27 protein-coding genes are annotated in these 25,807 nt (G+C 62.7%); 12 read left to right on the top strand and 15 right to left on the bottom strand.

Annotated features, from left to right (window positions below):
• The first annotated feature begins 103 nt into the window (after positions 1–103).
• The 3 genes from hisG (at position 104) to hisC (ending at position 3,277) form a co-directional block, all read left to right on the top strand.
• Positions 104–739, top strand: coding sequence for an ATP phosphoribosyltransferase (hisG, locus tag LXM55_RS07760; RefSeq protein WP_016968619.1), 636 nt, complete (start codon positions 104–106; stop codon positions 737–739).
• A gap of 154 nt (positions 740–893) precedes the next feature.
• A complete protein-coding gene (gene hisD, locus LXM55_RS07755) occupies positions 894–2,222 on the top strand; it encodes a histidinol dehydrogenase (protein WP_233319850.1) in 1,329 nt (442 codons plus the stop codon).
• Positions 2,223–2,224: 2 nt separating this feature from the next.
• On the top strand, positions 2,225–3,277 hold the full coding sequence (gene hisC / locus LXM55_RS07750; RefSeq protein ID WP_233319849.1) for a histidinol-phosphate transaminase: 1,053 nt from the start codon (positions 2,225–2,227) through the stop codon (positions 3,275–3,277).
• A gap of 72 nt (positions 3,278–3,349) precedes the next feature.
• On the opposite strand, the gene LXM55_RS07745 is transcribed toward hisC, so the two are convergent.
• Positions 3,350–5,455, bottom strand: coding sequence for a TonB-dependent siderophore receptor (locus tag LXM55_RS07745; protein WP_233319848.1), 2,106 nt, complete (start codon positions 5,453–5,455; stop codon positions 3,350–3,352).
• Positions 5,456–5,540: 85 nt separating this feature from the next.
• Positions 5,541–6,695 carry a Do family serine endopeptidase AlgW gene (algW, locus tag LXM55_RS07740; protein WP_233319847.1) on the bottom strand — a complete coding sequence of 385 codons (1,155 nt, stop codon included), beginning with the start codon at positions 6,693–6,695 and terminating at the stop codon, positions 5,541–5,543.
• Between the two features lie 102 nt (positions 6,696–6,797).
• On the opposite strand from algW, the gene LXM55_RS07735 reads away from it, so the two are divergent.
• The 4 genes from LXM55_RS07735 to cysN all read left to right on the top strand — a co-directional run bounded on the left by LXM55_RS07735 (position 6,798) and on the right by cysN (position 11,039).
• Complete coding sequence (locus LXM55_RS07735; RefSeq protein ID WP_233319846.1) at positions 6,798–7,556, top strand: Nif3-like dinuclear metal center hexameric protein; 759 nt, start codon at positions 6,798–6,800, stop codon at positions 7,554–7,556.
• Between the two features lie 168 nt (positions 7,557–7,724).
• The gene (cysD, locus tag LXM55_RS07730) at positions 7,725–8,642 is read left to right on the top strand and encodes a sulfate adenylyltransferase subunit CysD (RefSeq protein ID WP_011059289.1); all 918 of its coding nucleotides are present in this window, start codon (positions 7,725–7,727) and stop codon (positions 8,640–8,642) included.
• 103 nt (positions 8,643–8,745) lie between these two features.
• Positions 8,746–9,087: a four helix bundle protein gene (locus LXM55_RS07725; protein ID WP_233319845.1), complete on the top strand. Its 342-nt coding sequence runs from the start codon at positions 8,746–8,748 to the stop codon at positions 9,085–9,087.
• A gap of 53 nt (positions 9,088–9,140) precedes the next feature.
• The gene (gene cysN / locus LXM55_RS07720) at positions 9,141–11,039 is read left to right on the top strand and encodes a sulfate adenylyltransferase subunit CysN (RefSeq protein WP_233319844.1); all 1,899 of its coding nucleotides are present in this window, start codon (positions 9,141–9,143) and stop codon (positions 11,037–11,039) included.
• A gap of 99 nt (positions 11,040–11,138) precedes the next feature.
• On the opposite strand, the gene LXM55_RS07715 is transcribed toward cysN, so the two are convergent.
• Genes LXM55_RS07715 through LXM55_RS07705 form a run of 3 tightly spaced genes read right to left on the bottom strand, consistent with a single transcriptional unit; the run spans position 11,139 to position 14,540 of the window.
• Positions 11,139–12,044: an acyltransferase gene (locus LXM55_RS07715; protein ID WP_233319843.1), complete on the bottom strand. Its 906-nt coding sequence runs from the start codon at positions 12,042–12,044 to the stop codon at positions 11,139–11,141.
• Positions 12,045–14,144 (bottom strand): phosphate acetyltransferase, encoded by a 2,100-nt coding sequence (gene pta, locus LXM55_RS07710; protein ID WP_233319842.1) that lies wholly within the window; start codon positions 14,142–14,144, stop codon positions 12,045–12,047.
• A gap of 57 nt (positions 14,145–14,201) precedes the next feature.
• Positions 14,202–14,540, bottom strand: coding sequence for a DUF3565 domain-containing protein (locus LXM55_RS07705; protein WP_233319841.1), 339 nt, complete (start codon positions 14,538–14,540; stop codon positions 14,202–14,204).
• Between LXM55_RS07705 and LXM55_RS07700 the strand changes: the two genes are divergently transcribed.
• The 3 genes from LXM55_RS07700 to LXM55_RS07690 all read left to right on the top strand — a co-directional run bounded on the left by LXM55_RS07700 (position 14,509) and on the right by LXM55_RS07690 (position 16,887).
• A complete protein-coding gene (locus LXM55_RS07700; RefSeq protein ID WP_233319840.1) occupies positions 14,509–14,994 on the top strand; it encodes an FKBP-type peptidyl-prolyl cis-trans isomerase in 486 nt (161 codons plus the stop codon). The genes LXM55_RS07705 and LXM55_RS07700 overlap by 32 nt on opposite strands.
• A gap of 121 nt (positions 14,995–15,115) precedes the next feature.
• Positions 15,116–15,598, top strand: a complete 483-nt coding sequence (locus tag LXM55_RS07695) for a glutathione peroxidase (RefSeq protein ID WP_233319839.1) — start codon at positions 15,116–15,118, stop codon at positions 15,596–15,598.
• 185 nt (positions 15,599–15,783) lie between these two features.
• The gene (locus tag LXM55_RS07690; RefSeq protein WP_233319838.1) at positions 15,784–16,887 is read left to right on the top strand and encodes an NADH:flavin oxidoreductase; all 1,104 of its coding nucleotides are present in this window, start codon (positions 15,784–15,786) and stop codon (positions 16,885–16,887) included.
• On the opposite strand, the gene LXM55_RS07685 is transcribed toward LXM55_RS07690, so the two are convergent.
• Positions 16,884–18,164, bottom strand: a complete 1,281-nt coding sequence (locus LXM55_RS07685; RefSeq protein WP_233319837.1) for a glycosyltransferase family 4 protein — start codon at positions 18,162–18,164, stop codon at positions 16,884–16,886. The two genes, LXM55_RS07690 and LXM55_RS07685, sit on opposite strands and share 4 nt — an antisense overlap.
• A gap of 45 nt (positions 18,165–18,209) precedes the next feature.
• Positions 18,210–18,959, bottom strand: coding sequence for a sulfate transporter CysZ (gene cysZ / locus LXM55_RS07680; protein ID WP_233319836.1), 750 nt, complete (start codon positions 18,957–18,959; stop codon positions 18,210–18,212).
• A gap of 310 nt (positions 18,960–19,269) precedes the next feature.
• On the opposite strand from cysZ, the gene trxB reads away from it, so the two are divergent.
• On the top strand, positions 19,270–20,226 hold the full coding sequence (gene trxB / locus LXM55_RS07675) for a thioredoxin-disulfide reductase (protein ID WP_233319835.1): 957 nt from the start codon (positions 19,270–19,272) through the stop codon (positions 20,224–20,226).
• Between the two features lie 66 nt (positions 20,227–20,292).
• Here trxB and LXM55_RS07670 read toward each other — a convergent pair whose 3' ends face one another.
• From LXM55_RS07670 to LXM55_RS07645, 6 genes are all read right to left on the bottom strand, one after another.
• Complete coding sequence (locus LXM55_RS07670) at positions 20,293–20,631, bottom strand: HopJ type III effector protein (protein ID WP_233319834.1); 339 nt, start codon at positions 20,629–20,631, stop codon at positions 20,293–20,295.
• The gene (locus LXM55_RS07665; protein WP_016964750.1) at positions 20,624–20,920 is read right to left on the bottom strand and encodes a DUF1244 domain-containing protein; all 297 of its coding nucleotides are present in this window, start codon (positions 20,918–20,920) and stop codon (positions 20,624–20,626) included. The genes LXM55_RS07670 and LXM55_RS07665 overlap by 8 nt, the downstream gene beginning before the upstream one ends.
• Before the next feature lie 94 nt (positions 20,921–21,014).
• A complete protein-coding gene (folX, locus tag LXM55_RS07660; protein ID WP_233319833.1) occupies positions 21,015–21,386 on the bottom strand; it encodes a dihydroneopterin triphosphate 2'-epimerase in 372 nt (123 codons plus the stop codon).
• A gap of 2 nt (positions 21,387–21,388) precedes the next feature.
• A complete protein-coding gene (gene folE, locus LXM55_RS07655) occupies positions 21,389–21,949 on the bottom strand; it encodes a GTP cyclohydrolase I FolE (RefSeq protein WP_233319832.1) in 561 nt (186 codons plus the stop codon).
• Positions 21,950–21,972: 23 nt separating this feature from the next.
• Positions 21,973–22,683, bottom strand: a complete 711-nt coding sequence (gene folM / locus LXM55_RS07650; RefSeq protein ID WP_233319831.1) for a dihydromonapterin reductase — start codon at positions 22,681–22,683, stop codon at positions 21,973–21,975.
• A 175-nt stretch (positions 22,684–22,858) separates the two neighbouring features.
• A complete protein-coding gene (locus LXM55_RS07645; protein ID WP_233319830.1) occupies positions 22,859–23,428 on the bottom strand; it encodes an antibiotic biosynthesis monooxygenase in 570 nt (189 codons plus the stop codon).
• A gap of 211 nt (positions 23,429–23,639) precedes the next feature.
• Between LXM55_RS07645 and LXM55_RS07640 the strand changes: the two genes are divergently transcribed.
• Positions 23,640–24,581, top strand: coding sequence for a MerR family transcriptional regulator (locus LXM55_RS07640; RefSeq protein ID WP_233319829.1), 942 nt, complete (start codon positions 23,640–23,642; stop codon positions 24,579–24,581).
• Between the two features lie 21 nt (positions 24,582–24,602).
• Here LXM55_RS07640 and LXM55_RS07635 read toward each other — a convergent pair whose 3' ends face one another.
• Positions 24,603–25,208, bottom strand: a complete 606-nt coding sequence (locus LXM55_RS07635) for a hypothetical protein (RefSeq protein ID WP_233319828.1) — start codon at positions 25,206–25,208, stop codon at positions 24,603–24,605.
• Between the two features lie 69 nt (positions 25,209–25,277).
• The gene (locus tag LXM55_RS07630; RefSeq protein ID WP_233319827.1) at positions 25,278–25,736 is read right to left on the bottom strand and encodes a PAS domain-containing protein; all 459 of its coding nucleotides are present in this window, start codon (positions 25,734–25,736) and stop codon (positions 25,278–25,280) included.
• Between the last annotated feature and the right edge of the window lie 71 nt (positions 25,737–25,807).

Raw genomic sequence — 25,807 nt, 5'->3', positions numbered from 1 at the left:
CACCGCCGAATCTGTTCCACGTCGAGCCTGTCTTCAGGCTCGACGCATGTCTGGCGCCGTTTGCGTCCGGGCATCAGTCGCCGCATAAGGACTTACGTTACTCATGTTGACCATCGCACTGTCCAAGGGCCGTATCCTCGACGACACGCTGCCGCTTCTGGCTGAAGCGGGCATCGTGCCAACCGAGAATCCGGACAAGAGCCGCAAACTGATCATCCCCACGACCCAGGACGATGTTCGCCTGCTGATCGTGCGCGCCACCGATGTGCCGACCTATGTCGAACATGGCGCTGCCGACCTCGGGGTGGCCGGCAAGGACGTCCTGATGGAGTACTCCGGCCAGGGCCTGTACGAACCACTGGACCTGCAGATTGCCCAGTGCAAGCTGATGACCGCCGGTGCCATTGGCGCCGTCGAACCCAAGGGGCGCCTGCGCGTGGCCACCAAGTTCGTCAACGTGGCCAAGCGTTACTACGCCGAGCAGGGCCGCCAGGTGGACATCATCAAGCTGTACGGTTCGATGGAGCTGGCGCCGCTGATCGGCCTGGCGGACAAGATCATCGACGTGGTCGACACCGGCAACACCCTGCGGGCCAACGGCCTGGAGCCCCAGGAATTGATCGCCACCATCAGCTCGCGGCTGGTGGTCAACAAGGCATCGATGAAGATGCAGCACGCCCGTATCCAGGCGTTGATCGACACCCTGCGCAAGGCAGTGGAATCGCGACACCGCGGCTGATTCACATGCGTGGCCTTGAGCCACGCCCATCTATCCGCGTCATAGCCAGAATGCTCAGGTGCCCACGCGGATGGCTTGGTAGTCTTGCGGCGCCTGAGCTTTGCAAATCCAAGCTTGCCCTTTTGTGCATTCGCCAATCATTGAGGCCTTCGCTATGACCGCTCCGACTGCAATTCGCCGACTCAACGCTGCCGACCCGGATTTCGCCCGTCATCTGGATCATCTGCTGAGCTGGGAAAGTGTTTCTGACGATTCGGTCAATCAGCGGGTGCTGGACATCATCAAGGCCGTGCGTGAGCGCGGTGATGCGGCGCTGGTGGAGTTCACCCAGCGTTTCGACGGCCTGCAAGTGGCTTCCATGGCCGACCTGATCTTGCCGCGCGAGCGCCTGGAGCTGGCCCTGACCCGAATCACCGTGGCCCAGCGCGAAGCCCTGGAAAAGGCCGCGGCGCGGGTGCGCAGCTATCACGAGAAACAGAAGCAGGACTCCTGGAGCTACACCGAGGCCGACGGCACGGTGCTGGGCCAGAAGGTCACGCCGCTGGACCGCGCCGGCCTGTATGTACCGGGGGGCAAGGCGTCTTACCCGTCATCGGTGCTGATGAACGCGATCCCGGCCAAGGTGGCGGGCGTGACCGAGGTGGTGATGGTGGTGCCGACCCCGCGTGGCGAGGTCAATGAGCTGGTGCTGGCGGCGGCCTGCATTGCCGGGGTCGACCGAGTGTTCACCATCGGCGGCGCCCAGGCCGTGGCCGCGCTGGCCTACGGCACCGAAAGCGTGCCCCAGGTGGACAAGGTGGTCGGCCCGGGCAACATCTATGTGGCCACCGCCAAGCGCCATGTGTTCGGCCAGGTCGGCATCGACATGATCGCCGGCCCGTCGGAGATCCTCGTGGTCTGCGACGGCCAGACCGATCCGGACTGGATCGCCATGGACCTGTTCTCCCAGGCCGAGCACGACGAAGACGCCCAGGCGATCCTGGTCAGCCCGGACGCCGAGTTCCTCGACCAGGTGGCGGCGAGCATCGCCAAGCTGCTGCCGACCATGGAGCGCGCGGAAATCATCAACACCTCGATCAATGGCCGTGGCGCCCTGATCCAGGTTCGCGACATGCAGCAAGCCATGGACGTGGCCAACCGCATTGCCCCCGAACACCTGGAGTTGTCGGTGGCCGACCCGCAAGCCTGGCTGCCGCAGATCCGCCACGCCGGGGCGATCTTCATGGGCCGTCACACTTCCGAGGCGCTGGGCGATTACTGCGCCGGGCCGAACCACGTGCTGCCGACGTCCGGCACCGCGCGTTTCTCTTCGCCACTGGGGGTGTATGACTTCCAGAAACGCTCGTCGATCATCTTCTGCTCCGAGCAGGGGGCGTCCGAGCTGGGCCGGACCGCCTCGGTGCTGGCCCGTGGCGAGTCGCTGATCGCCCATGCCCGCAGCGCCGAGTACCGCATCGTCGACGATCAAGATCAGGGGCAATGAACATGAGCAAATTCTGGAGTCCGTTCGTCAAGAACCTGGTGCCCTACGTGCCGGGTGAACAACCCAAGCTGACCAAGCTGGTCAAGCTCAACACCAATGAAAACCCCTATGGCCCGTCGCCCAAGGCCCTGGCGGCGATGCAGGCCGAGCTCAACGACAACCTGCGCCTGTATCCCGACCCCAACAGCGACCTGCTCAAGCAGGCGGTGGCCCGCTATTACGGGGTGCAGGGCAATCAGGTCTTCCTCGGCAACGGTTCCGACGAGGTCCTGGCGCACATTTTTCACGGCCTGTTGCAGCAGGATAAGCCGCTGCTGTTCCCGGACATCAGCTACAGCTTCTACCCGGTGTACTGCGGCCTGTACGGCATCGATTACCAGGCGGTGCCCCTGGACGAACAGTTCCAGATCCGCGTGGCCGACTACGCCCAACCCAACGGCGGAATCATCTTCCCCAACCCGAATGCGCCCACTGGCTGCCTGCTGGCGCTGGAGGCGGTGGAGCAGATCCTCCAGGCCAGCCCGGATTCGGTGGTGGTCGTGGACGAAGCCTATATCGACTTTGGTGGTCAGACCGCCATCAGCCTGGTGGACCGCTACCCCAACCTGCTGGTGACCCAGACCCTGTCCAAGTCGCGCTCCCTGGCCGGCTTGCGCGTGGGCTTGGCGGTGGGCCACCCGGACCTGATCGAGGCTCTGGAGCGGATCAAGAACAGCTTCAACTCCTACCCGCTGGATCGCCTGGCGATCGTCGGCGCGGCGGCGGCCTTCGAGGACCGCGAGTACTTCGCCAAGACCTGTCAGCGGGTGATCGAGAGCCGCGAGTGGGTGGTGGCGCAGTTGCGGGCCAAGGGCTTTGAAGTGTTGCCGTCGGCGGCCAACTTCATTTTTGCCCGCCACCCGCAGCACGACGCGGCAGGGCTGGCGGCCAAGCTGCGGGAGCAGGGGGTGATCGTGCGTCACTTCAAGCAGCAGCGGATCGCCCAGTTCCTGCGGATCAGCATCGGCACCCCGGAGCAGAACCAGGCCCTGATCGATGGGCTGGGCGATCTCTAAGCGCTAAGCCGCCAGTCAGCCGCAAGCTTTTTAGCGTGTGGCTGACTGGTGGTTGGGCATGGCGATTTCCTGCTACAGGTTGAGTGTCAGGCTGACGGCGAAGTTGCGCGGCTCGCCGGGGTTGACCCAGTAGTTGCTGTAGGAGCGTTCGTAGTACTTCTCGTCGAACAGGTTGCTCAGGTTCAGGCCCAGGGTCAGGTGTTCACTGGCCTTGTAGTGGGCCAGCAGATCCAGGGTGCGATAGGCGGGTAGCTCGAAGCTGCCTCCGGCCTCACCCGAGCGATCGCCGACATAGGTCAGGGCGGCACCGACGTCCGAGCCCTTGAACCGGCCGTTCTGGAATTCATAGACGCCCAACAGGCTGCCACTGTGCTTGGCTACGCCGAGGATGCGGCTGCCGGCCGGGATCGCCTGGTCGCCTTTGGTCACTTCGGCATCGATCAGCGCATAGGCACCGATCACCCGTACCGCATCGGTCAACTGGCCGCTCACTTGCACATCCAGGCCCTGGCTGCGGGCCTTGCCCACCGCGCGGCTGAAGTCGCTGCCGGGGTCCAGGGCCAGGACGTTTTCCTTGTCGATATGGAAGGCGGCGAGGGTGGCGCTCAGGCGCTCGTCGAACAGCTCGCTCTTGATCCCCACTTCATAACCGACACCTTCCTCGGGCTTGAAGGTCTTGCCGGCCGCATCCAGCCCGTTGTTGGGCTTGAACGAGGTGGAGGCATTGGCGAACAGGCCCACGTGCGGCGTCAGCTGGTAGAGCAGGCCGGCGCGCTGGGTCAGGGCGTCGTGGCTCTGGCGGCTGCGCTTGCCGGTGGTGTGGTCGTCGATCCGTTGCTCGAAGTGTTCAAGGCGGGCGCCGAGCATGCCCCGCAGGCGGTCGGTGAAGATGATCTGGTCCTGCAGGTTGAGGGCCTGGCTTTGGACATGCTCGAAGAAGTCAGTGCCCGACCGTTTGCCGCTGGGCTTGGCCTGGCCGTAGATCGGGTCGTAGATATCGATGGCATAGGCACCGCCGGCGAGGGTGGTCACCCGTTCGTTCTTGCGGTAGTTCTCGTATTCGCTGCCGATCAGCAGCTCGTGCTGCCAGCTGCCGATGTCGAACAGGCCGCGCAGTTCCAGCTGGGTGATGCTGTCGTGCCAGTTATTGTCGCGCTCACGGTAGCGCCGGTTGACCGTGTGCTGGTCGGCATTCAGCGGGCGGGTTTCCGAGGCGAAGCCCCACAACTTGCCTTCCTTGTAGTGGCTGGCCAGGCGCAGCTTCCAGCGGTCACTGAGGTGATGTTCCAGGGCTGCCTGGAGCATGTTGTTGTGGTTGTCGATGTTGCCGTCGTTGGGTTCACCGAGGAAGGTCGAACGCGAAACGCCGCTCCGGCGATTGTTCGGAGCAACGATGCCGCGGTCGAAGGTCGAGCTGTGGCGCACGAATTCGCTTTCCACCAGCAGGCTGGTGTCCGGGTTCAACTGCCAGCTGAAAGAAGGGGCAACGAACACCCGGCGACTGTCCACATGGTCGCGGAAGCTGTGGTTGTCCTCCACCGCCAGATTGACCCGGGACAGCAGGTCGCCCTGAGCATCCAGCGGGGTGTTGAGGTCCAGGGCGGTGCGGTAGCGGTCCCAACTGCCGGCGCTGGTCTGCAGGGTGGTGAAGGCTTCAGGCTGGGGTTTCTTGGTGACGATGTTGACCGTGCCGCCGGGGTCACCACGGCCGTAGAGGCTGGCCGCCGGGCCCTTGAGCACTTCGATGCGCTCGATGTTGGCGGCGTCCGGGGTGCTGGGGTAGCCGCGGTTGGCGCTGAAGCCGTCCTTGTAGAACTCCGAGGTGGTGAAGCCGCGCACGCTGTATTCATACAGCGTCAGGCCGCCGAAGTTGTTCTGCTTGGAGACTCCGCCGGCAAACTCCAGGGCGCGTTCGACATTGTTGCTGCCCAGGTCCTTGAGCACGCTGGCGGGAATCACGCTGATGGACTGCGGGATATCGCTGATTGCCGTATCGGTCTTGGTGGCGCTGGCCGAGCGAGTGGCCCGGTAGCCCTTGACCGGCCCCGTTGCGGATTCGTATTCGGTGCTGATACGGGTGGTTTCAAGCTCCAGGGTTTGCGGTTCTTCGGCGAGCAGGGGATCGGCCAGCAGGCCCAGGGCCAGGCCGGCCAGAGGGAGGATTTTTCGGGACGTCATGGGGCTGTTCCAATAGCAGTATTGAAACAATATAACATGACCAATGAGAATATATGCTGTTAGCCCGGCATGGCCGGGCCCAGCTTCACTCTTCTTCTTTGACCGGCGCGGGCGGCGGTCGCAGGCCGATTTCCGCGGTCAGCTTGAGTTCTTTGCCGTTGCGCATCACCTGGATCGCGACTTTGTCCGTCGGCTTGATCCGCGCCACCTGGTTCATCGAGCGGCGGCCGTCACCGGCGGGTTCGCCGTCGATGCTGAGGATCACGTCACCCAGTTGCATGCCGGCTTTCTGTGCCGGGCCATCGCGGAAGATCCCCGCCACCACGATCCCGGGGCGTCCGGCCAGGCCGAAGGACTCTGCCAGTTCCTGGGTCAGCGGTTGCACTTCGATCCCCAGCCAGCCGCGAATCACTTGGCCGTGTTCGATGATCGACTTCATCACTTCCATGGCCAGCTTGATCGGGATGGCGAAACCGATGCCCTGAGAGCCGCCGGACTTGGAGAAGATCGCGGTGTTGATCCCGGTCAGGTTGCCGTTGGCGTCCACCAGGGCGCCGCCGGAATTGCCAGGGTTGATCGCGGCATCGGTCTGGATGAAGTCTTCGTAGTTGTTCAGGCCCAGCTGGTTGCGCCCGGTGGCGCTGATGATGCCCATGGTCACGGTCTGGCCGACCCCGAACGGGTTGCCGATGGCCAGGGCGACGTCGCCGACGCGGACGTTTTCCGAGCGGCCGACGGTGATCGACGGCAGGTTTTTCAGGTCGATCTTGAGCACCGCCAGGTCGGTTTCCGGATCGCTGCCGATCACTCGGGCCAGGGTCTCGCGGCCGTCCTTGAGCGCCACCACGATCTGCTCGGCGCCGGAAGTCACGTGGTTGTTGGTCAGCAGGTAGCCTTCGGGGCTCATGATCACCCCCGAGCCCAGGCTCGACTCCATGCGCTGCTGCTTGGGCAGGTTGTCGCCGAAGAAACGTCGGAACTGCGGGTCTTCAAACAGCGGGTGAGCCGGTTTATTGATGACCTTGGTGGTGTACAGGTTGACCACCGCGGGCGCGGCAATCACCACGGCGTCGGCATAGGACACCGGCCCCTGTTGAGTGCTGGTGGTTTGCGGAGCTTGCTGCAGGTTGACGTCCAGGCTGGGCAGGCCCACCCATTGCGGGTAACGCTGAATAATCAACAACGCGATAAGCACACCGGCCAGAAGCGGCCAGCCAAAAAAACGCAGAGCCTTGAGCATTGAGCAAGTCCTGGGTGGTTACGAAGGGCTGCGCACGGCCCATAATGTCGCGCATTATACGAGGCCGCGCGTGCCTCTGAACGGGATATTTAGGAGTCTTTTATGGCCGTTGCCCTGAGCACCCTGGTGGAAGAAGCGGACCGCTACCTGAGCAGTTCACGTATCGCCGATTACTGCCCCAATGGCCTGCAGGTCGAAGGGCGCCCGCAGGTGATGCGTATCGTCAGCGGCGTGACCGCCAGCCAGGCGCTACTGGACGCCGCGGTGGAGGCCAAGGCCGACCTGGTGTTGGTGCATCACGGCTATTTCTGGAAAGGCGAGAACCCCTGCATCACTGGCATGAAGCAGCGTAGGCTGAAAACCCTGCTCAAGCACGACATCAGCCTGTTGGCCTATCACCTGCCGCTGGACCTGCACCCGGAGGTCGGCAACAACGTGCAACTGGCCCGCCAGCTGGAGATCACCGTGGAAGGCCCGCTGGACCCGGAGAACCCCAAGGTCGTCGGCCTGGTGGGTTCCCTCAGCGAGCCGATGACCCCGCGCGATTTTGCCCGTCGTGTGCAAGAGGCAATGGGCCGTGAACCGCTGCTGATCGAAGGCAGCGAGATGATCCGCCGGGTTGGCTGGTGCACCGGTGGCGGCCAGGGCTACATCGACCAGGCGGTGCAGGCGGGTGTCGACCTGTACTTGAGTGGCGAGGCCTCGGAGCAGACCTTCCACAGTGCCCGGGAAAACGACATCAGCTTCATCGCTGCCGGTCATCACGCCACCGAGCGTTACGGCGTCCAGGCCCTGGGTGACTATCTGGCCCGGCGCTTTGCCCTGGAGCACCTGTTCATCGACTGCCCCAACCCGATCTAACCCGTGCATGGGCCGCCCGGGCAGGCGATTTAGCTGCCTAACCGGGCGGCATATTCATATACCGTTTCGTTCTAGTTAGCTCCCTGATTAGAAGCAGGTCGCTGTGCTAGCATGCCCCGCTCGAACACGGCCCGATGGCCGTCCATAAGAAAGCTTTCGTGAGTAGCCATGGTCGACAAACTGACGCATCTGAAACAGCTGGAGGCGGAAAGCATCCACATCATCCGCGAGGTGGCCGCCGAGTTCGACAACCCGGTGATGCTGTACTCCATCGGTAAAGACTCCGCCGTGATGTTGCATCTGGCCCGCAAGGCGTTCTTCCCCGGCAAGCTGCCGTTCCCGGTGATGCACGTCGATACCCAGTGGAAATTCCAGGAAATGTACAAGTTCCGCGACCGCATGGTCGAAGAACTGGGCCTGGACCTGATCACCCACGTCAACCCGGATGGCGTGGCCCAGGGCATCAACCCGTTCACCCACGGCAGTGCCAAGCACACCGACATCATGAAGACCGAGGGCCTCAAGCAGGCCCTGGACAAGCACGGTTTCGACGCCGCGTTCGGCGGTGCCCGCCGCGATGAAGAGAAGTCCCGCGCCAAGGAGCGCGTCTACTCGTTCCGCGACAGCAAGCACCGCTGGGACCCGAAGAACCAGCGCCCCGAGCTGTGGAACGTCTACAACGGCAAGGTCAACAAGGGCGAGTCGATCCGCGTGTTCCCGCTGTCCAACTGGACCGAGCTGGATATCTGGCAGTACATCTACCTGGAAGGCATCCCGATCGTGCCGCTGTACTTCGCCGCCGAGCGTGAAGTGATCGAGAAGAACGGCACCCTGATCATGATCGATGACGAACGCATCCTTGAGCATCTGTCCGATGAAGAGAAAGCCCGCATCGTCAAGAAGAAAGTGCGTTTCCGTACCCTTGGCTGCTACCCGTTGACGGGCGCGGTGGAGTCCGAGGCCGAGAGCCTGACGGACATCATCCAGGAAATGCTCCTGACACGAACTTCCGAGCGCCAGGGCCGGGTCATCGACCACGATGGCGCCGGCTCGATGGAAGACAAGAAACGTCAAGGATACTTTTAAGCTTCAAGTTACAAGCGGCAAGCTGCAAGTTAGAAGCGTGATGCGTAGCTTGCAGCTTGATGCTTACAGCGGGTTGCTGTGAGCCAGCATCGAGTGACTCGTCATGGACTTCGAGAAACTGGTTGTTTGGCAGAGAAGCAAGGCTCTGGCGGTAGATATCTATAGAGAGATGGCACGATGCGAGGACTTTGGTTTCAAGAATCAAATCACTCGCTCGGCACTCTCGGTGCCCTCCAATATCGCTGAAGGTATGGAGCGACGTAGTGCCAGGGAGAAAAGCTGGTTTCTCTGGATTGCAAAAGCTTCCAACGGGGAGTTGCGCACGCAGATCATCGTCGGCAGTGAGATTGCCTACATAGCAAAGCCGCTGGCTGAAAATTGGATTAAAGAAACTCGCGAGCTTTCCAAAATGCTCTGCGGCTTGATCAAAAAAATTTCTGACTAGCTGTACGCCGACAAGCTTGCCGCTTGAAGCTTACAGCTTGGAGCTTGAACGCTATGAGCCATCAATCTGATTTGATCAGCGAGGACATCCTCGCGTACCTGGGCCAGCACGAACGTAAAGAGCTGCTGCGCTTTCTCACCTGCGGCAACGTCGACGACGGCAAGAGCACCCTGATCGGGCGCCTGCTGCACGACTCGAAGATGATCTACGAAGACCACCTGGAAGCCATCACCCGGGATTCGAAGAAGGTCGGCACCACCGGTGACGACATCGACCTGGCGTTGCTGGTCGATGGCCTGCAGGCCGAGCGCGAGCAGGGCATCACCATCGATGTCGCCTACCGCTATTTCTCCACCGCCAAGCGCAAGTTCATCATCGCCGACACCCCCGGCCATGAGCAGTACACCCGCAACATGGCCACCGGTGCTTCCACCTGTGACCTGGCGATCATCCTGGTGGATGCCCGCTACGGCGTGCAGACCCAGACCCGTCGCCACAGCTTCATCGCCTCGCTGCTGGGCATCAAGCACATCGTCGTCGCCATCAACAAGATGGACCTCAAGGACTTCGATGAAGGCGTGTTCGAGTCGATCAAGGCCGACTACCTGAAGTTTGCCCAGGGCCTGAAGCTGCAGCCCACCAGCCTGCACTTCGTGCCGATGTCGGCGCTCAAGGGCGACAACGTGGTGAACAAGAGCGAGCGTTCGCCCTGGTACACCGGGCAGTCGCTGATGGAGATCCTCGAAACCGTGGAAGTGGCCGGTGACCGCAACTTCACCGACCTGCGTTTCCCGGTGCAGTACGTCAACCGTCCGAACCTGAACTTCCGTGGTTTTGCCGGCACCCTGGCCAGCGGCATCGTGCACAAGGGTGACGAAGTCGTGGTGCTGCCGTCGGGCAAGAGCAGCCGGGTCAAGTCCATCGTCACCTTCGAGGGCGAGCTGGAGCAGGCCGGCCCGGGCCAGGCCGTGACCCTGACCATGGAAGACGAGATCGACATCTCCCGCGGCGACCTGCTGGTGCATGCCGACAACGTGCCGCCGGTCACCGACAGCTTCGAGGCCATGCTGGTCTGGATGGCTGAAGAGCCGATGCTGCCGGGCAAGAAATACGACATCAAGCGTGCTACCAGCTACGTGCCGGGCTCGATTGCCAGCATCAATCACAAAGTTGATGTGAACACCCTGGAAGAGGGCGCGGCCAGCGCGCTGCAACTGAACGAGATCGGCAAGGTCAAGATCAGCCTCGACGCACCGATCGCCCTGGATGGCTACGAAAGCAACCGCACCACCGGCGCTTTCATCGTCATCGACCGCTTGACCAACGGCACCGTCGGCGCCGGCATGATCATCGCCCAGCCGGTGGCCCATGGCAGCGCCACCCACCATGGCAAGCTGGCTCACGTCGCCACTGAGGAGCGTGCCCAGCGCTTCGGCCAGCAGCCGGCCACCGTGCTGTTCAGCGGCCTGTCGGGCGCGGGCAAGAGCACTCTGGCCTACGCGGTGGAGCGCAAGCTGTTCGACATGGGCCGTGCGGTGTATGTGCTCGATGGCCAGAACCTGCGTCATGACCTGAACAAGGGCCTGCCTCAGGACCGCGCCGGGCGGACCGAGAACTGGCGCCGTGCGGCCCACGTGGCCCGTCAGTTCAACGAAGCCGGCCTGCTGACCCTGGCCGCGTTCGTGGCCCCGAGTGCCGAAGGGCGCGAGCAGGCCAAGGACCTGATCGGCAAGGAGCGTCTGCTGACGGTTTACGTCCAGGCATCGCCTGCGGTGTGCGCCGAGCGTGATCCGCAAGGCCTGTACGCGGCGGGCGGGGACAACATCCCGGGCGAATCCTTCCCGTATGACGTGCCGCTGAATGCCGATCTGGTGATCGACACCCAGGCGCTGTCCGTGGAAGAGAGCGTCAAGCAGGTGCTGGACCTGTTGCGCAGCCGCGGCGCGATCTAAGCCGTAGCCAAAAAGCCCGCAGTCGAGTGATCGGCTGCGGGCTTTTTTGTGCGCTTCAGATGGCGTTCGCGCGGATCTTTGTGGCCAGCGAAGAGGCCCTCAGGGTTTGGCCGGATACTCGCGATGCAGCTTTTCCAGCAGCGCATCCTTGTCCAGCCATTGCTGGTTGATCCAGCCCTGGAATTCCAGGCGATAAGCGCCGTCCTGCTCGTAGTTCTTGCCAATGAATTGCGGCGGGATCTGCACTTCCTCGAAACGCACCACCACATCCTTGACCCTGCCGCACAGCAGGTCCGAGAAACCGGGGCGGCCGGCCGGGTAGTGGATGGTCACATCGATGATCGATTGCAGTTGCTCGCCCATGGCATCCAGGACAAAGGCGATGCCGCCGGCCTTGGGCTTGAGCAGGTAGCGGAACGGCGATTGCTGCTGGGCGTGCTTGGCTTCGGTAAAGCGGGTGCCTTCGACGAAGTTGAAGATGCCCACCGGGTTGTTGCGAAACTTCGCACAGGTCTTGCGCGTGGTTTCCTGGTCCTTGCCTTTCTTTTCCGGGTGCTTCTCCAAGTAGGCCTTGGAGTAGCGCTTCATGAATGGAAAGCCCAGGGCCCACCAGGCCAGGCCAATCACCGGCACCCAGATCAGCTCCTGCTTGAGGAAGAACTTCAGCGGGCGGATGCGCCGGTTGAGCACGTACTGCAAGACCATGATGTCGACCCAGCTCTGGTGGTTGCTGGTGACCAGGTAGGAATGCTGGTAGTCCAGGCCTTCCAGGCCCTGCACATGCCAGCGGGTACGGCACACCAAGCGCATCCAGGCCTTGTTGTTGCTGATCCAGGCCTCGTGGGTGTGGTTCATCAGCCAGTGGCTGAAACGTTGGGTGAGGGCGAACGGCAGGGCCTTGAACAGCGCCACGCAGAACAGGAACGAGCACAGCAGGATGGTGTTCAGCGCCAACAGGATCGAGGCGATGATTCCGCGTGCTACAGCAGGTAGAAATTCCAGCATTTAGACATCCATCGGTCGGTTGGCGGCTTGAATCGCGGTCAGCGCGATGGTGTAGACGATGTCGTCCACCTGGGCGCCCCGGGGCAGGTCGTTCACCGGCTTGCGCAGGCCTTGCAGCATCGGCCCCAGGCTCACGCAATCGGCGCTGCGCTGCACCGCCTTGTGGGTGGTGTTGCCGGTGTTCAGGTCGGGGAACACGAACACCGTGGCCTTGCCCGCGACCTGGCTGTTGGGCGCCAGTTGCCGGGCCACGTTTTCGTTGGCTGCGGCGTCGTATTGCAGCGGGCCATCGATCAGCAGCGAACGCTGGGCTTCGTGGGCCAGCAGCGTGGCTTCGCGGACCTTCTCGACTTCCTCGCCGCTGGCCGAGTCGCCGCTGGAGTAGCTGATCATCGCCACCCGTGGGGTGATGCCGAAGGCTGCTGCCGAGTCGGCGCTCTGCAGGGCGATTTCCGCCAGCTCGCTGGCGCTGGGGTGCGGGTTCATCACGCAGTCGCCATAGACCAGCACTTCCTCGGGAAACAGCATGAAGAACACCGAGGACACCAGGGTGCAGCCTGGCGCGGTCTTGATCAGTTGCAGGGCCGGGCGAATGGTGTTGGCGGTGGAGTGGATGACCCCGGATACCAGGCCATCGACTTCATCCAGCGCCAGCATCACCGTACCGATCACCACCGGGTCCTCCAGTTGCTGTTCGGCCATGGGCGCGTTCAGGCTCTTGCTCTTGCGCAGGGCCACCATGGGCTCCACGTAGCGTTCGCGAATCAGGTCCGGGTCGAGAATTTCCAGGCCTTCGGGCAGTTCGATGCCCTGGGCCCGGGCCACCGCGTGCACGTCCTCGGGCTTGGCCAGCAGCACGCAGCGAGCGATGCCTCGGGCCTGGCAGATGGCGGCTGCCTGCACGGTCAGCGGCTCTCTGCCTTCGGGCAGGACGATGCGTTTGTTGGCCTGTTGCGCACGCTGGATCAGCTGATAGCGGAACACCGCCGGCGACAGGCGCATTTCCCGTGGCGTGCCGCAACGTTGGTGCAGCCAGTTGGCGTCCAGGTGGCTGGCGACGAAGTCGGTGATGATTTCCGCGCGCTCGCGGTCATCAATGGGGATTTCCTTGTTCAGGCCGTTGAGCTGGTTGGCGGTGTCGTAGGAGCCGGTGCTGACCGACAGCACCGGCAGGCCGGCGTTCAGGGCGCCACGGCAGAGCTCCATGATTCGCGGGTCGGGCAGGGTGTCGCTGGTCAGCAGCAGGCCGGCCAGGGGCACGCCGTTGATGGCTGCCAGGCTCACGGCGAGGATGATGTCGTCGCGGTCGCCGGGGGTCACCACCAACACGCCGGGCTTGAGCAGCTCCACGGTGTTGCGCATGGTGCGGGCGCAAATGATGATCTTGGTCATGCGCCGGCTTTCGTAGTCGCCGGCGTTGAGCACCTGGGCGCCCATCAGGTCGGCCACATCGCGGGTGCGCGGGGCGTTGAGTTCCGGCTGGAAGGGAATGCACCCCAGCAGGCGGAAATCGCCGCTGCGCAGCAACGGCGAATGCTCCTTCAAGCGCGCGGAAAACGCCTCCATGCTTTCGTCGGTGCGCACCTTGTTGAGGATCACCCCCAGCACTTTCGGGTCTCGCGGGCCGCCGAACAACTGGGCTTGCAACTCGACCCGGCCGGACAGCTCGGTGAGCACTTCGTTTTCCGGGGCGGAGACCAGGATCACCTCGGCATCCAGGCTTTTCGCCAGGTGCAGGTTGACCCGGGCGGCGTAGCTGGCGCTGCGGGTCGGCACCATGCCTTCGACGATCAGCACGTCCTTGCCGATGGCCGCCTGCTGGTAGAGGGTGATGATTTCTTCCAGCAATTCATCCAGCTGGCCGTCGCCGAGCATCCGCTCGACATGGGCCAGGCCCAGGGGTTGCGGCGGTTTCAGGCCGTGGGTGCGCGCCACCAGTTCGGTGGAGCGCTCGGGGCCGGTATCCCCCGGGTGCGGTTGGGCGATGGGCTTGAAGAAACCGACCTTGAGGCCGGCCCGTTCCAGGGTACGCACCAGCCCGAGGCTGATGGAGGTCAGACCCACACCAAAATCGGTGGGCGCGATAAAAAAAGTTTGCATGCGAATTCTCAGAAGGTGCATGGCAAGGGCGACGGTCTAAGGCCGTCTGCCGAATCGTCAGGCGCTAAGGTTATCGCTTCCCGGGGCCTGAGCACACCAGCCGCAGGCAAAGGGCTGGCCTATTTTTTCTGCCCGCTGCTGTGGGTCGAGGACCCAGGCCCGCGATTGCCAGGGCGGTAGATGACGCAGGTGCTGAGTATGCCCGCAGGACAGTTCGGCCACCCAATGGCCCTCTTCGTCCTGATGAAAACCGCGGATTGTCGAGTGATTTTTCACGTCCCGTTGGTCCGGGTTCCGTTCGCTTTCGAGCGATTGCTTCGCTAAACTTGGACGTTCTTCATTCTTATGCAAAAGGTCCCGCCCCATGCTGATCGCCGCCAATAAGGCTGTCTCCATCGACTATACCCTCACCAACGACGCTGGTGAGGTCATCGACAGCTCTGCCGGCGGCGCCCCGCTGGTTTACCTGCAAGGCGCAGGTAACATCATTCCTGGTCTGGAAAAGGCCCTGGAAGGCAAGCAAGTCGGTGACGAGCTGAACGTTTCCGTAGAACCTGAAGATGCCTACGGCGAGTACGCTGCCGAACTGGTCAGCACCCTGAGCCGCAGCATGTTCGAAGGCGTCGACGAACTGGAAGTGGGCATGCAGTTCCACGCTTCCGCTCCGGACGGCCAGATGCAGATCGTGACCATCCGTGATCTGGACGGCGACGACGTGACCGTTGACGGCAACCACCCGCTGGCCGGCCAACGCCTGAATTTCCAGGTCAAGATCGTGGCTATCCGTGAGGCCAGCCAGGAAGAAATCGCTCATGGTCACGTCCATGGCGAAGGTGGCCATCACCACTGATTTTCTGCGCTAAGCTCAATCTTACTGGAGAGGCGCCCGAGGGCGCCTTTTTAGTCCGTGGCTTTTGGCTGTACTGTCGAGAGGCTGTTTTCTGTAAGAACACAGGAATTTGGAGTTCGTCATGAGTGCTTTTCACGACCTTAAATTGAAAGCCCTGGATGGTCAGGAGCTGCCGCTCGCGCCCTTCAAGGGGCACGTCGTGCTGGTGGTCAACGTCGCCTCCAAATGTGGTCTGACACCACAATATGCGGCGTTGGAAAATCTCTATCAGCAATACAAGGGCCAGGGATTCAGCGTACTGGGGCTGCCCTGCAACCAGTTCGCCGGGCAGGAACCGGGTACCGAACAGGAAATTCAGGAATTCTGCAGTCTCAACTACGGGGTGACCTTTCCCTTGAGCAGCAAGCTTGAGGTGAACGGTCCTGAACGCCATCAGCTGTACCGCTTGCTGGCGGGCGAGGGCGCCGAGTTTCCCGGGGACATCACCTGGAATTTCGAGAAATTCCTGCTGGGCAAGGACGGTCGGGTACTGGCGCGCTTTTCGCCGCGTACCGCGCCGGATGATCCGACCGTGGTCCAGGCCATCGAAAAGGCCCTGAGCTGATCACCGCCAGGCACCTGTTCTACGCCGCTGTAATGCGGCGTTTTTGCATCTAAATCACTCAAATCAATAATGCTGTGCAGCGCTTCGGGTGATGAATATTATCCTCATCATAAGTGCGCCGGGGCCGGTACCCGGCGCAGTCTTGTGTGTCGAATATCGACTCAAGCCTTTTGTCGGAGTGCCGCATGCCTGTTCAAGCCTTGTTCAAACCTTTTCAACTCGGCGCGCTGGAGCTGCCGACCCGCGTGGTGATGGCGCCCATGACCCGCTCGTTTTCCCCGGGCGGCGTGCCCAACTCCAAGGTCATCGAGTACTACCGTCGCCGCGCCGCTGCCGGCGTCGGCCTGATCATCACCGAAGGCACCACGGTCGGACACAAGGCCGCCAACGGTTATCCCAACGTGCCGCAGTTTTATGGTGAGGCGGCCCTGGCCGGCTGGAAGAAGGTGGTGGATGCGGTTCATGCCGAGGGCGGCAAGATCGTCCCGCAGCTGTGGCATGTGGGCAATGTGCGGCGCCTGGGCACCGAGCCGGATGCCAGCGTGCCGGGCTATGGCCCGACCGAAAAGCTCATGGACGGCAAGGTGGTGGTGCATGGCATGACCCACGAGGACATCCGGGAGGTGATCGCCGCCTTCGCCCAGGCCGCCAAGGATGCCCAGAGCATCGGCATGGACGGCGTGGAAATCCATGGTGCCCACGGCTACTTGGTGGATCAGTTCTTCTGGGAGGGCAGCAACCAGCGCACCGATGAATATGGCGGCGATCTGGCCCAGCGCTCGCGTTTTGCCATCGAGCTGATCCAGGCCGTACGCGCGGCCGTTGGCCCGGACTTCCCGATCATCCTGCGGTTTTCCCAGTGGAAGCAGCAGGACTACAGCGCTCGCCTGGTACAGACCCCAGAGGCCCTGGGCGCGTTCCTCAAGCCGCTGGCCGATGCCGGTGTGGATATCTTCCACTGCTCGACCCGCCGCTTCTGGGAACCGGAGTTCGAAGGTTCGGAGCTGAACCTGGCCGGCTGGACCCGCCAGCTTACCGGCAAGCCGACGATCACCGTGGGCAGCGTTGGCCTGGATGGCGAGTTCCTGCAGTTCATGGTCAACACCGACAAGGTGGCGCAACCGGCCAGCCTGGAAAACTTGCTGCAGCGGCTGAACAACGACGAGTTCGATCTGGTGGCCGTGGGCCGTGCACTGCTGGTGGATCCGGATTGGGCGCAGAAAGTCCGTGAAGGCCGTGAGCAGGACATTCTGCCGTTCAGCCGTGAAGCGCTGATGACCCTGGTTTAACTCCCGGCTCCGGGCGGTGAGGGGGGCAGCCCCCTTGCCGTGCCGAGCGTCTCCACGGCGCCGTGTGGCTTGACGGCGGCTTCGATAAGCCCCGCGTACCCCTCTGTTGGCGCGTGCGCACAGGCACTGCGCAAGCGCTCTTCAAACTGCTCGATAACCGCCGCCCAGCCTTGGCGACTGGCGTGCTGGCGGGCATTGAGGCGCACCCGGCGCAAGGTTTCCGGTTCTTCCAGCAGCCAGCTGGCGGCGTCGCCAAAGGCACCCTCATCGCCAGGCATGGCCAGCACGCCGTTGTAGCCATGACGGATATGCTGGGCCGCCGCTGCCTGGTCATAGGCCACCACCGCCAGCCCCGAGGCCAGGGCTTCGAGCACGACGTTGCCGAAGGTTTCGGTGAGGCTGGGAAACAGGAACAGATCCCCGCAGGCGTAATGGGTGGCCAGTGCCTCGCCCCGTTGGCTGCCGCAGAACAGTGCCTCGGGCAGGCTTTTTTCCAGGGCTGCTCGCTGCGGACCATCACCCACCACGATCAACTTCATCTTGCGCTGTGGATAAGTCGCCTGCAGGCGTTCGAAGCAGCGCTTGAGCAGGCCGAGGTTCTTTTCCTGCGCCAGGCGTCCGACATGGATCACCGCCAGGTCGTCGTTGCCCAGGCCCCAGGCGGCACGCACTGCATCGACCCGCTTGGCCGGGTGGAACAGCTGGCTGTCGACGCCGCGGGACAGCAGGGCCAGGCGCTCGAAGTGCCGGCGCTCCAGCTCCAGGTGCTGGCTGATGCTGGGCACCAGGGTCAGCTGCGAGCGGTTGTGAAACCAACGCAGGTAGTGGGTCAGCAGGCGGGTCAGCAACCCCATGCCGTATTGGCTGGAATACTGCTGGAAGTTGGTGTGAAAGCCGCTGACCACCGAGATCCCCAGGCGCTTGGCAGCCCGCAGAGCAGACAGTCCCAACGGTCCTTCAGTGGCAATGTAGAGAACGTCCGGGCGCTGGCGTTTCCAGCGTCGCAGCAGTTTGTGCATCGACGACTGGCCCCATTGCAGCCCCGGGTATCCCGGCAGTGGCCAGCCGCGGCACAGCAGCAGCGCGTCGTCGCTGGGCCGGCTCTGATCGCAGCCCTGGCGCGGGCGCACCAGCTCCACCTGATGGCCACGGGCACGCAGGCCATCGCACAGGCGGCCAAGGGTATTGGCCACGCCATTGATTTCCGGTGGGAAGGTTTCAGTGATGAGGGTGATATGCAGAGCGGTCGTCATGGCCTCAGTGTCGGCTGGGGCCATGTCGCCATTGTGACGTGCGGATGATGGATTTATGACGCTCCGGCCTTACTTGGCCGGCAGGTTCTCCACCCCGCGCTCGCGCACCCAGAACAGCGTGGCCCCGGCCACGGCGGCGGGCATCATCAGGATGTTGACGAAGGGGATCATCAGCGCCAGGTAGACGATGCCGCCAAAGCCCAGGCTCTGCCAGCGCTTCTGCCGCAGCCAGGCGAGCATGTCCTGCCAGCTCATCTTGTGGTTGTCCGCCGGGTAGTCGATGTACTGGATGGCCATCATCCAGATGCCGAACAGCAGCCACAGCGGCGCGGCCACCAGGTTGACCACCGGAATCAGCGAGAGGATGAACAGGCCGATGGCCCGGGGCAGGAAGTAGCCGAGCTTGCGCATTTCCCGGGACAGGGTGCGGGGGATCATGGCGATCAGTTCGCCCCAGCTGAAGGCCGGGAAATCATCGGTGCCCCGCACCACGGTTTCGACTTTTTCCGATAGAAAACCGTTGAAGGGCGCGGCGATGATGTTGGCCAGCATGGTGAAGGTGAAAAACACCATCAACGCCACCAGCACCATGAACAGTGGCCAGAGGATGTAGCTGAGAAAGCTCAGCCAGTCGGGCAGGGTCGGCATCAGGCTGTCGATCCACAGGCTGAACTGGTGGCCGGCGAAATAGATCAATCCGACGAACAGCACCAGGTTGATCACCAGGGGCAGCAGCACGAACAGGCGCAGGCCCGGGCTGAGGACCAGCTTCAGGCCTTCACGCAAGTATTGTGGGCCGGACAGTACGGGGGCGGGCATAGAGCGCTCCGAGCAGAATGAAAACGCGCCGACCTTACCGGCTTTGCCCAGGGGGCGAAAGAGCGGCGAAGCGGTCGACATCAACGGTAACAAAGACCCTTTCAAATAGGCCTTCCGAGGATAGAGACCGCCTATGAGCTGGATTGTTAAACCGTATTTCCTTAATCTTCGCCCCCTCTATACGCTTCACCCATTATTTTTTGGACGGACGAGTTCAAGCCTTCCCCAAGGTATCGCCGTCCTTTTTTATTCCAGCCGGCAATCCGGCGTTCCGTGCCAGGTTACCCGGCCCGGTCGATAGGAGTGAGTCATGTCTGAAGTACGTCATTCGCGTGTGATTATTCTCGGTTCCGGCCCTGCCGGTTACAGCGCCGCCGTCTATGCCGCTCGGGCCAACCTGAAGCCGCTGCTGATCACCGGCATGCAGGCCGGCGGCCAGCTGACCACCACCACTGAAGTCGACAACTGGCCTGGCGACGTGCACGGCCTGACCGGCCCGGCGCTGATGGAGCGGATGCGCGAGCACGCCGAGCGTTTCGAAACCGAGATCGTTTTCGACCACATCAATGCCGTGGACTTTGCTGCCAAGCCTTACACCCTGACCGGCGACAGCGCGACCTACACCTGCGACGCCCTGATCATCGCCACCGGCGCCAGCGCCCGTTACCTGGGCCTGCCTTCGGAAGAAGCGTTCATGGGCAAGGGTGTTTCCGCTTGCGCCACCTGTGACGGTTTCTTCTATCGCAACAAGCCGGTGGCCGTGGTTGGCGGCGGCAACACTGCCGTGGAAGAAGCCCTGTACCTGGCCAACATCGCCAGCACCGTGACCCTGATCCACCGTCGCGAAACCTTCCGCGCCGAGAAGATCCTGATCGACAAGCTCAACGCTCGTGTGGCTGAAGGCAAGATCATCCTCAAGCTCAATGCCAACCTGGACGAAGTCCTGGGCGACAACATGGGCGTGACCGGTGCTCGTCTGAAAAACAACGACGGCAGCTTCGACGAACTGAAAGTCGACGGCGTGTTCATCGCCATCGGCCACACCCCGAACACTTCGCTGTTCGAAGGCCAACTGACCCTCAAGGACGGTTACCTGGTGGTGCAGGGCGGCCGTGATGGCAACGCTACCGCTACCAGCGTCGAAGGCATCTTTGCCGCCGGTGACGTGGCTGACCACGTGTACCGTCAGGCCATCACCTCGGCCGGCGCTGGCTGCATGGCGGCACTGGACACCGAGCGTTACCTGGACGGTCTGCAGAACGCGTGATGCTGCGAGCATAAAAAAACCGGCGCAAGCCGGTTTTTTTATGGGTGTTGCACTGCCGGATCCGGATCAGCGGCGGGTCAGCGGCTGGGCGGCGAACTTCACCCCGGCCAGGCCGTGGGCGATCAGGGCGCGGATATTGCCGTGATCACTGCCTTCAGGGGTGGCCAGTACCGAGCGGTAGTGTTCGCCAAAGGCCAGCAGGGCCTCTTTGTCGCTCAGGCCTTCCAGCAGGGCCAGGCCCAGGGTCTTGCACGAACCTTCGTTCTGCCCGGCGGCGTTCTCCACGCCACCGTTGTTGAACGCCTGGGGCTGGTAGTGGTAGCTGGCGGCAACAAAGGCCAGGGTATCGGCAAAGGCGTGTTCACCGCTGTTCAGGCTGGCGCGCAGGGTGTTCAGGTCAGTCATGGGGTTTTCCTTTGGCGAACGCCGCTTGTTGCTCGGCGCTGGCTTCTTTCTGGTAGAGATTTTTCCATTCGGCGTAGGGCATGCCGTACACCACTTCACGGGCCTCATCGAGGCTGACTTCGATCTGGCGTTCATCGGCCTCGGCCTTGTACCACTTGGACAGGCAGTTGCGGCAGAACCCGGCGAGGTTCATCAGGTCGATGTTCTGTACATCCTTGCGGCTGTCCAGGTGGGCCACCAGGCGGCGAAAGGCCGCGGCTTCCAGTTCCAGGCGTTGTTGAGGGGACATAAGACTCACTGCACATAGAAGGATGGGAACAGCGGCAAGCTACAAGCTGCCAGCGGCCAGTAAAAGCCGAATCGCCTTGACTGGCCGCTTGGCGCTAGCGACTTGCCGCTAACGTGATCGATACCGACTCGGCGAAGCGCAGGGCGTGGGGCTTGTCGACTTCGACCTCGGCGTATTGCACCGAGCCGTTGCTCATCACCAGGTCCAGCAGCTCCTGGGTCAGGCGCTCCAGCAGGGCGAAGCGGTTGCCTTCGACGTGGGCAATGATCGCCTTGGTGATGGTGCGGTAGTTCAACGCGTGGTCGATATCGTTGTCACGCACCGCCTCCTGAGCGGCGTAGAGGATGGTCAGGTTGATCAGCACATCCTGCTTGTTGAGGATTTCTTCCTCGTTGATTCCGATGTAGGTCCGCAGGAGCAGGTCCTTGACTCGGATACGAGCCATTCCTGGCTGAAGTTGTGGCATTGCTACTTGCTCCGTCCAATCAATTGCAGGAATTCCTGGCGCGTGGTGCTCGAATCGCGGAAGGCGCCGAGCATCACTGAGGTGTGCATGGTGGAATTCTGTTTCTCGATGCCGCGCATCATCATGCACATGTGCTTGGCTTCGATCACCACCGCGACGCCGGCGGCCTGAGTCACGCTCTGTACCGCGTCGGCGATTTCCCGAGTGAGATTTTCCTGGATCTGCAGGCGCCTGGCGAACATATCGACGATGCGGGCGATCTTCGACAGCCCCAGCACCTTGCCGGTAGGAATATAAGCCACATGGGCCTTGCCGATGAAGGGCAGCAGGTGATGTTCGCACAGGGAATACAGCTCGATGTCGGCGACGATGACCATTTCATCGCTTTCGGAGGCAAACAGTGCGCCATTGACGATGTCCTCCAGCGACTGGCTGTAGCCGTGACACAGGTACTGCATGGCCTTGGCCGCGCGCTTGGGGGTGTCGAGCAGGCCTTCGCGCTCGGGGTCTTCGCCCAGGTCCTTGAGGATTTCGCGGTAGTGCTGGGGCAGGGAAAGAGTCATGCAAGGTCCTCACGGGGGCCGGCTTACTTGAGGTGCCGCCCGCCGTTAACGGTCAGGGTGGTGCCGGTGACATAGGGGTTGTCCAGCAGATAGCGCAGGCTCTGGTAGATCACTTCGCTGCCGGGTTCGATGCCCAGTGCGGATTTGGCCAGGGCCTTGGTGCGGTACGCCGCGTCGTCGTCGGGATTGAACAATAGCAGGGCCGGGGCAATGCCGTTGACCTTGATTGTCGGTGCGTATTTCGCCGCAAAGGACAGGGTCAGGCTGTCCAGGCCGGCCTTGCTGGCGCAATAGGCAATGTGCTTGCTGCTGCCTTTGCGGGTCACGTCGTCGCTGATGTGGATGATGTCCGCCGGGTTCGAGCGCCGCAGCAACGCTGCGCAGTGCAGGTTGATCAGGTAGGGCGCGAGCATGTGCACGCTGAACATCCGGGCAAAGGCGGCGCTTTCCTCGCCGGGGCTTTCCTCCAGCCATTCCGAGGCGTTGTGGACAATGGCCCGCAGGCGGTCGGTTTGGGTTTTCAGCTCGCTGATCAAGGCCAGTATGCCGGCTTCGCTGGACAGGTCGGCGAACAGCAGCACCGCGCCTTTTTCGCGCAGGGTTTCAAGGCCCGGGCGCAGGCTGCGGTAAGTGACGATCACCGGCTGTCCGTCTTCGAGCAAGCGCAGGGCGCAATGCAGGCCGACACGCTGGCTGGCGCCAGTGATCAGGATCGGGGCGGGGGAGGTGTTCATGGAGGGCTCGCGTCGCGGGTAGTGGGAAAACTATACCAGTGAGGGGAGGGCCTGTGCCGGCAGGCAACGGGCTTGCCGGCGAAAGTGACCTTGCGGGCCTCTTCGCTGGCAAGCCAGCTCCTGCGGTCGGCGCGAGTGTCGCGCGAGGTGCGCTAGGAGCCGGCTTGCCGGCGAGTCACGGATGCTGCGTCGAGGGCGCGCTCGGCAATACGCGCGCCGGTGTGCTGTTGAGCCAGTTGGCCAGCAGGCGGGTGGACAGCGGAATGAAGAAATAGACCATCAATGGCGTCAGCGCCAGGGTGCTGACGAACACCCGGGGCAGCAGGCTCAGGTCGCTGAGCAGCGGGCCGAGGACGAAGTTGAACAGCAGCGACACCGGGAAGAACGCCAGCCAGATGGCCACGGCCTGCTTCCAGCGTGGCGGCCGCTGGCCTGCGCCGCCGAACCAGCCGTCGATGCCGCTGACCCGGTGTTCCGAAGGGTGGGCGAACAGGTCACTGCCCCGGGCCAGCCAGGCAGTACGCGAGGCCGAGTGTTCCCAGGTGTGCAGGGTGTGTTCGTCGGCGAAGCGGAAGATGATCTGGAACTCATCATCCTCGGGGGGCGGTGCGAGAACGCCGGAACCCAGGTAGCCGGGAAAGTCGGTGGCCAGTTGCTCGCCTTCGCGCAGCCAGGCGATCAGGTCCTGGTAACGGCCGTCGGCAACGCGCCGGGCAACCATCAGGGTGACGGGTGGGGTAGACATTATGTATCTCCGTAAAACCAATGCGCTGCCTGGGTAAGGCAGTCGCCGGACGCGGCACCGGGGTAGTGGGCCGCGCCTGAAACAAGCAAGGATTATTCCTGATTGGCTCGGCTGGACCAACGGCGCCGGTCGGTTTTTCTCGTGCTTGAAGCATTTGCGCCCGGGGGGAGTAGAATGACCGCCACTTTGTTTATCGGTGTTTTCTCCCCAGATGCCCGCCACGACTGAACTTGCCCCTGCCCCTCACACTCCTGACGCCGTCCGTCAGGACGAGCTGTTTCCGATCCGTGAAGTGGCACGCCTGACCGGGATCAACCCGGTGACCCTGCGGGCCTGGGAACGGCGCTACGGTCTGATTCAGCCGACGCGCACCGAAAGTGGGCATCGCCTGTATTCCATGCACGATGTTGAGGCGGTGCGCGAGATCCTCGGTTGGATCGAACGCGGCGTGGCGGTGAGCAAGGTCGGCAAGATCATGGCCAAGAACCGGGCTGCCCAGGTTCAGCTCAAGGCCCCGGTGGAAGATGGCCTGCAGGGCGAGTACGGCCAGTGGCGCGAACAGTTGAAGCTGGCGGTCAGCGCCTTCGACGAGGTGCAACTGGAGCGTCTCTACGGGCAGATATTCGCCAGCTATGCCCTGCCAGTGGTGTTCCAGGACATCTTCCTGCCGTTCTGGAAGCACCTGCTGCAGGCTCGCGAGGCCTTTGGCCAGACCAGCGAATGGTTGTTCCTGGACGGGTTCCTGCGCGCGCGGATCACCCAGCGCCTGCTCTTGCAGCGCGCCACCCAGAGCCGTTACCTGCTGCTGACCGCGCTTAACCAGCAATGCCGCGAACTGGAGCTGTTGGTGGCGGCGCTGATGCTCGGACAGGACCCGATCGGCGTGCGCGTGCTTGGCCCGGGTGTACCGCTGGATGAGCTGACCCTGGTTTGTGAAAAGCTCGCGCCGGTGGCCCTGGTGGTGTTTTCCAATCATGCGCCAACGGCGGAGTTGCCCAAGCGCCTCAAGCGCCTGGCGCTGACCCTGGATTGTCCGTTGCTGTTGGCCGGCGACGCTGCGGACCTGGCCCAGGACAGCCTTGCCGGCTCGCCGGTGGCCTGCCTGGGTAGCGAGGGGCGCCTGATGCAGCAGCGCCTGCGCGGGCTGCTTTGACGCGCTGACCGCGGCCTGCTTTCAGGCGTGCAGTGCCGGGTGGCTGTGGCGGTGCTGCTGGAGGATGAACTGGCGCAGGCGCTCGGTTTCTTCCTGGTCACTCTGATCCAGGCGATAGGCGTAGAAGCCGGCTTCAGTCTGGCGCTCGAAGCGCCCGTGCAGGGCAATCCGTTCGTAGCCCGAGGGGCTGAACCACTGGGCGAACTGCTTGGGTGGCCGGGTAGCGTTGCGGATCTCCACTAACAGCCCTTTGAACGATATTTCCCTGACCCACAGACGGCCAGGCTGGCCCTTGGCATTCTCCAGGGCCACCGGTTCTTCCAGGGCCAGGCGCCAGGGACGGATCATCGGTCCGTCCTCGAAAATGCTCGGCACGCCAAGACGCAGGTGCAAGGCATGGAACTCGTCTTCCACCAGGTGCAGCGGGAAGGTCATCTGCTGATTGTCGAAGCAGGCCTGGATGGTGACCTTCTCATTGGCCGCCAGGCGCGTCAGCAGATCACGGATCTGCGAGCCGCCATTGACCATCAGGCTCGATGTGGCATCGCGCACATTGAGTTGCGGGTTGTGCTGCATGGTCCGGATGAAGTCCAGTTCATCCTGAGTGAGGAGGGCGTCACGCTGCATGATGTTGCTCGGAGGGTGGAGGACAAATCGGCGGGGAGTATCCCTACAGACCACGCATTCGGTGATTTATTAGTGGCCGTTGGTCGCCTTGAGGGCGGCCAGTTCAGCTTGCACTTCGGCCAGTTGCTGCTCCAGCTGGAGCAGGCGCTGCTGGGCCTTGACCTGGACGCTGACGTCTTTCTGCACACCGATGAAATAGGTCAGTTGATCGTTGTCGTTGAACACCGGGGTGATCGACAGCTCGTTCCAGAAGTGGCTGCCGTCCTTGCGGTAGTTGCGCAGCACCTCGCGGCACGGCTGGCCCTTGCCCAGTGCCTGGCGAATCCGTTCCAGCCCCGGTTGGTCACGGTCCCCGGATTGCAGGAAGCGGCAGTCCTGGTACAGCACTTCGTCGGCGCTGTAGCCGGTCAGCCGCTCGAAAGCCGGGTTCACGTAAATCACGATGTTGTCTTCGCCTTCCTGTTCCGCGACCACAATTCCGTCGTTGGAGGCGTCGATCATCCGTTGCAACAGATGCGCGTTGATCATCCCGAAGTTCCGCTATCAATCAGCAAGTGCTGGATTCTAAGACATGCTGGCACCCTGTCCACCGGGGCTAC

Source organism: Pseudomonas sp. Au-Pse12 (assembly GCF_021341665.1).
Classification (GTDB): Bacteria; Pseudomonadota; Gammaproteobacteria; order Pseudomonadales; family Pseudomonadaceae; genus Aquipseudomonas.
Note: the sequence above shows the minus strand (reverse complement) of the source record. Positions and strands in the feature narration are given on the sequence as shown.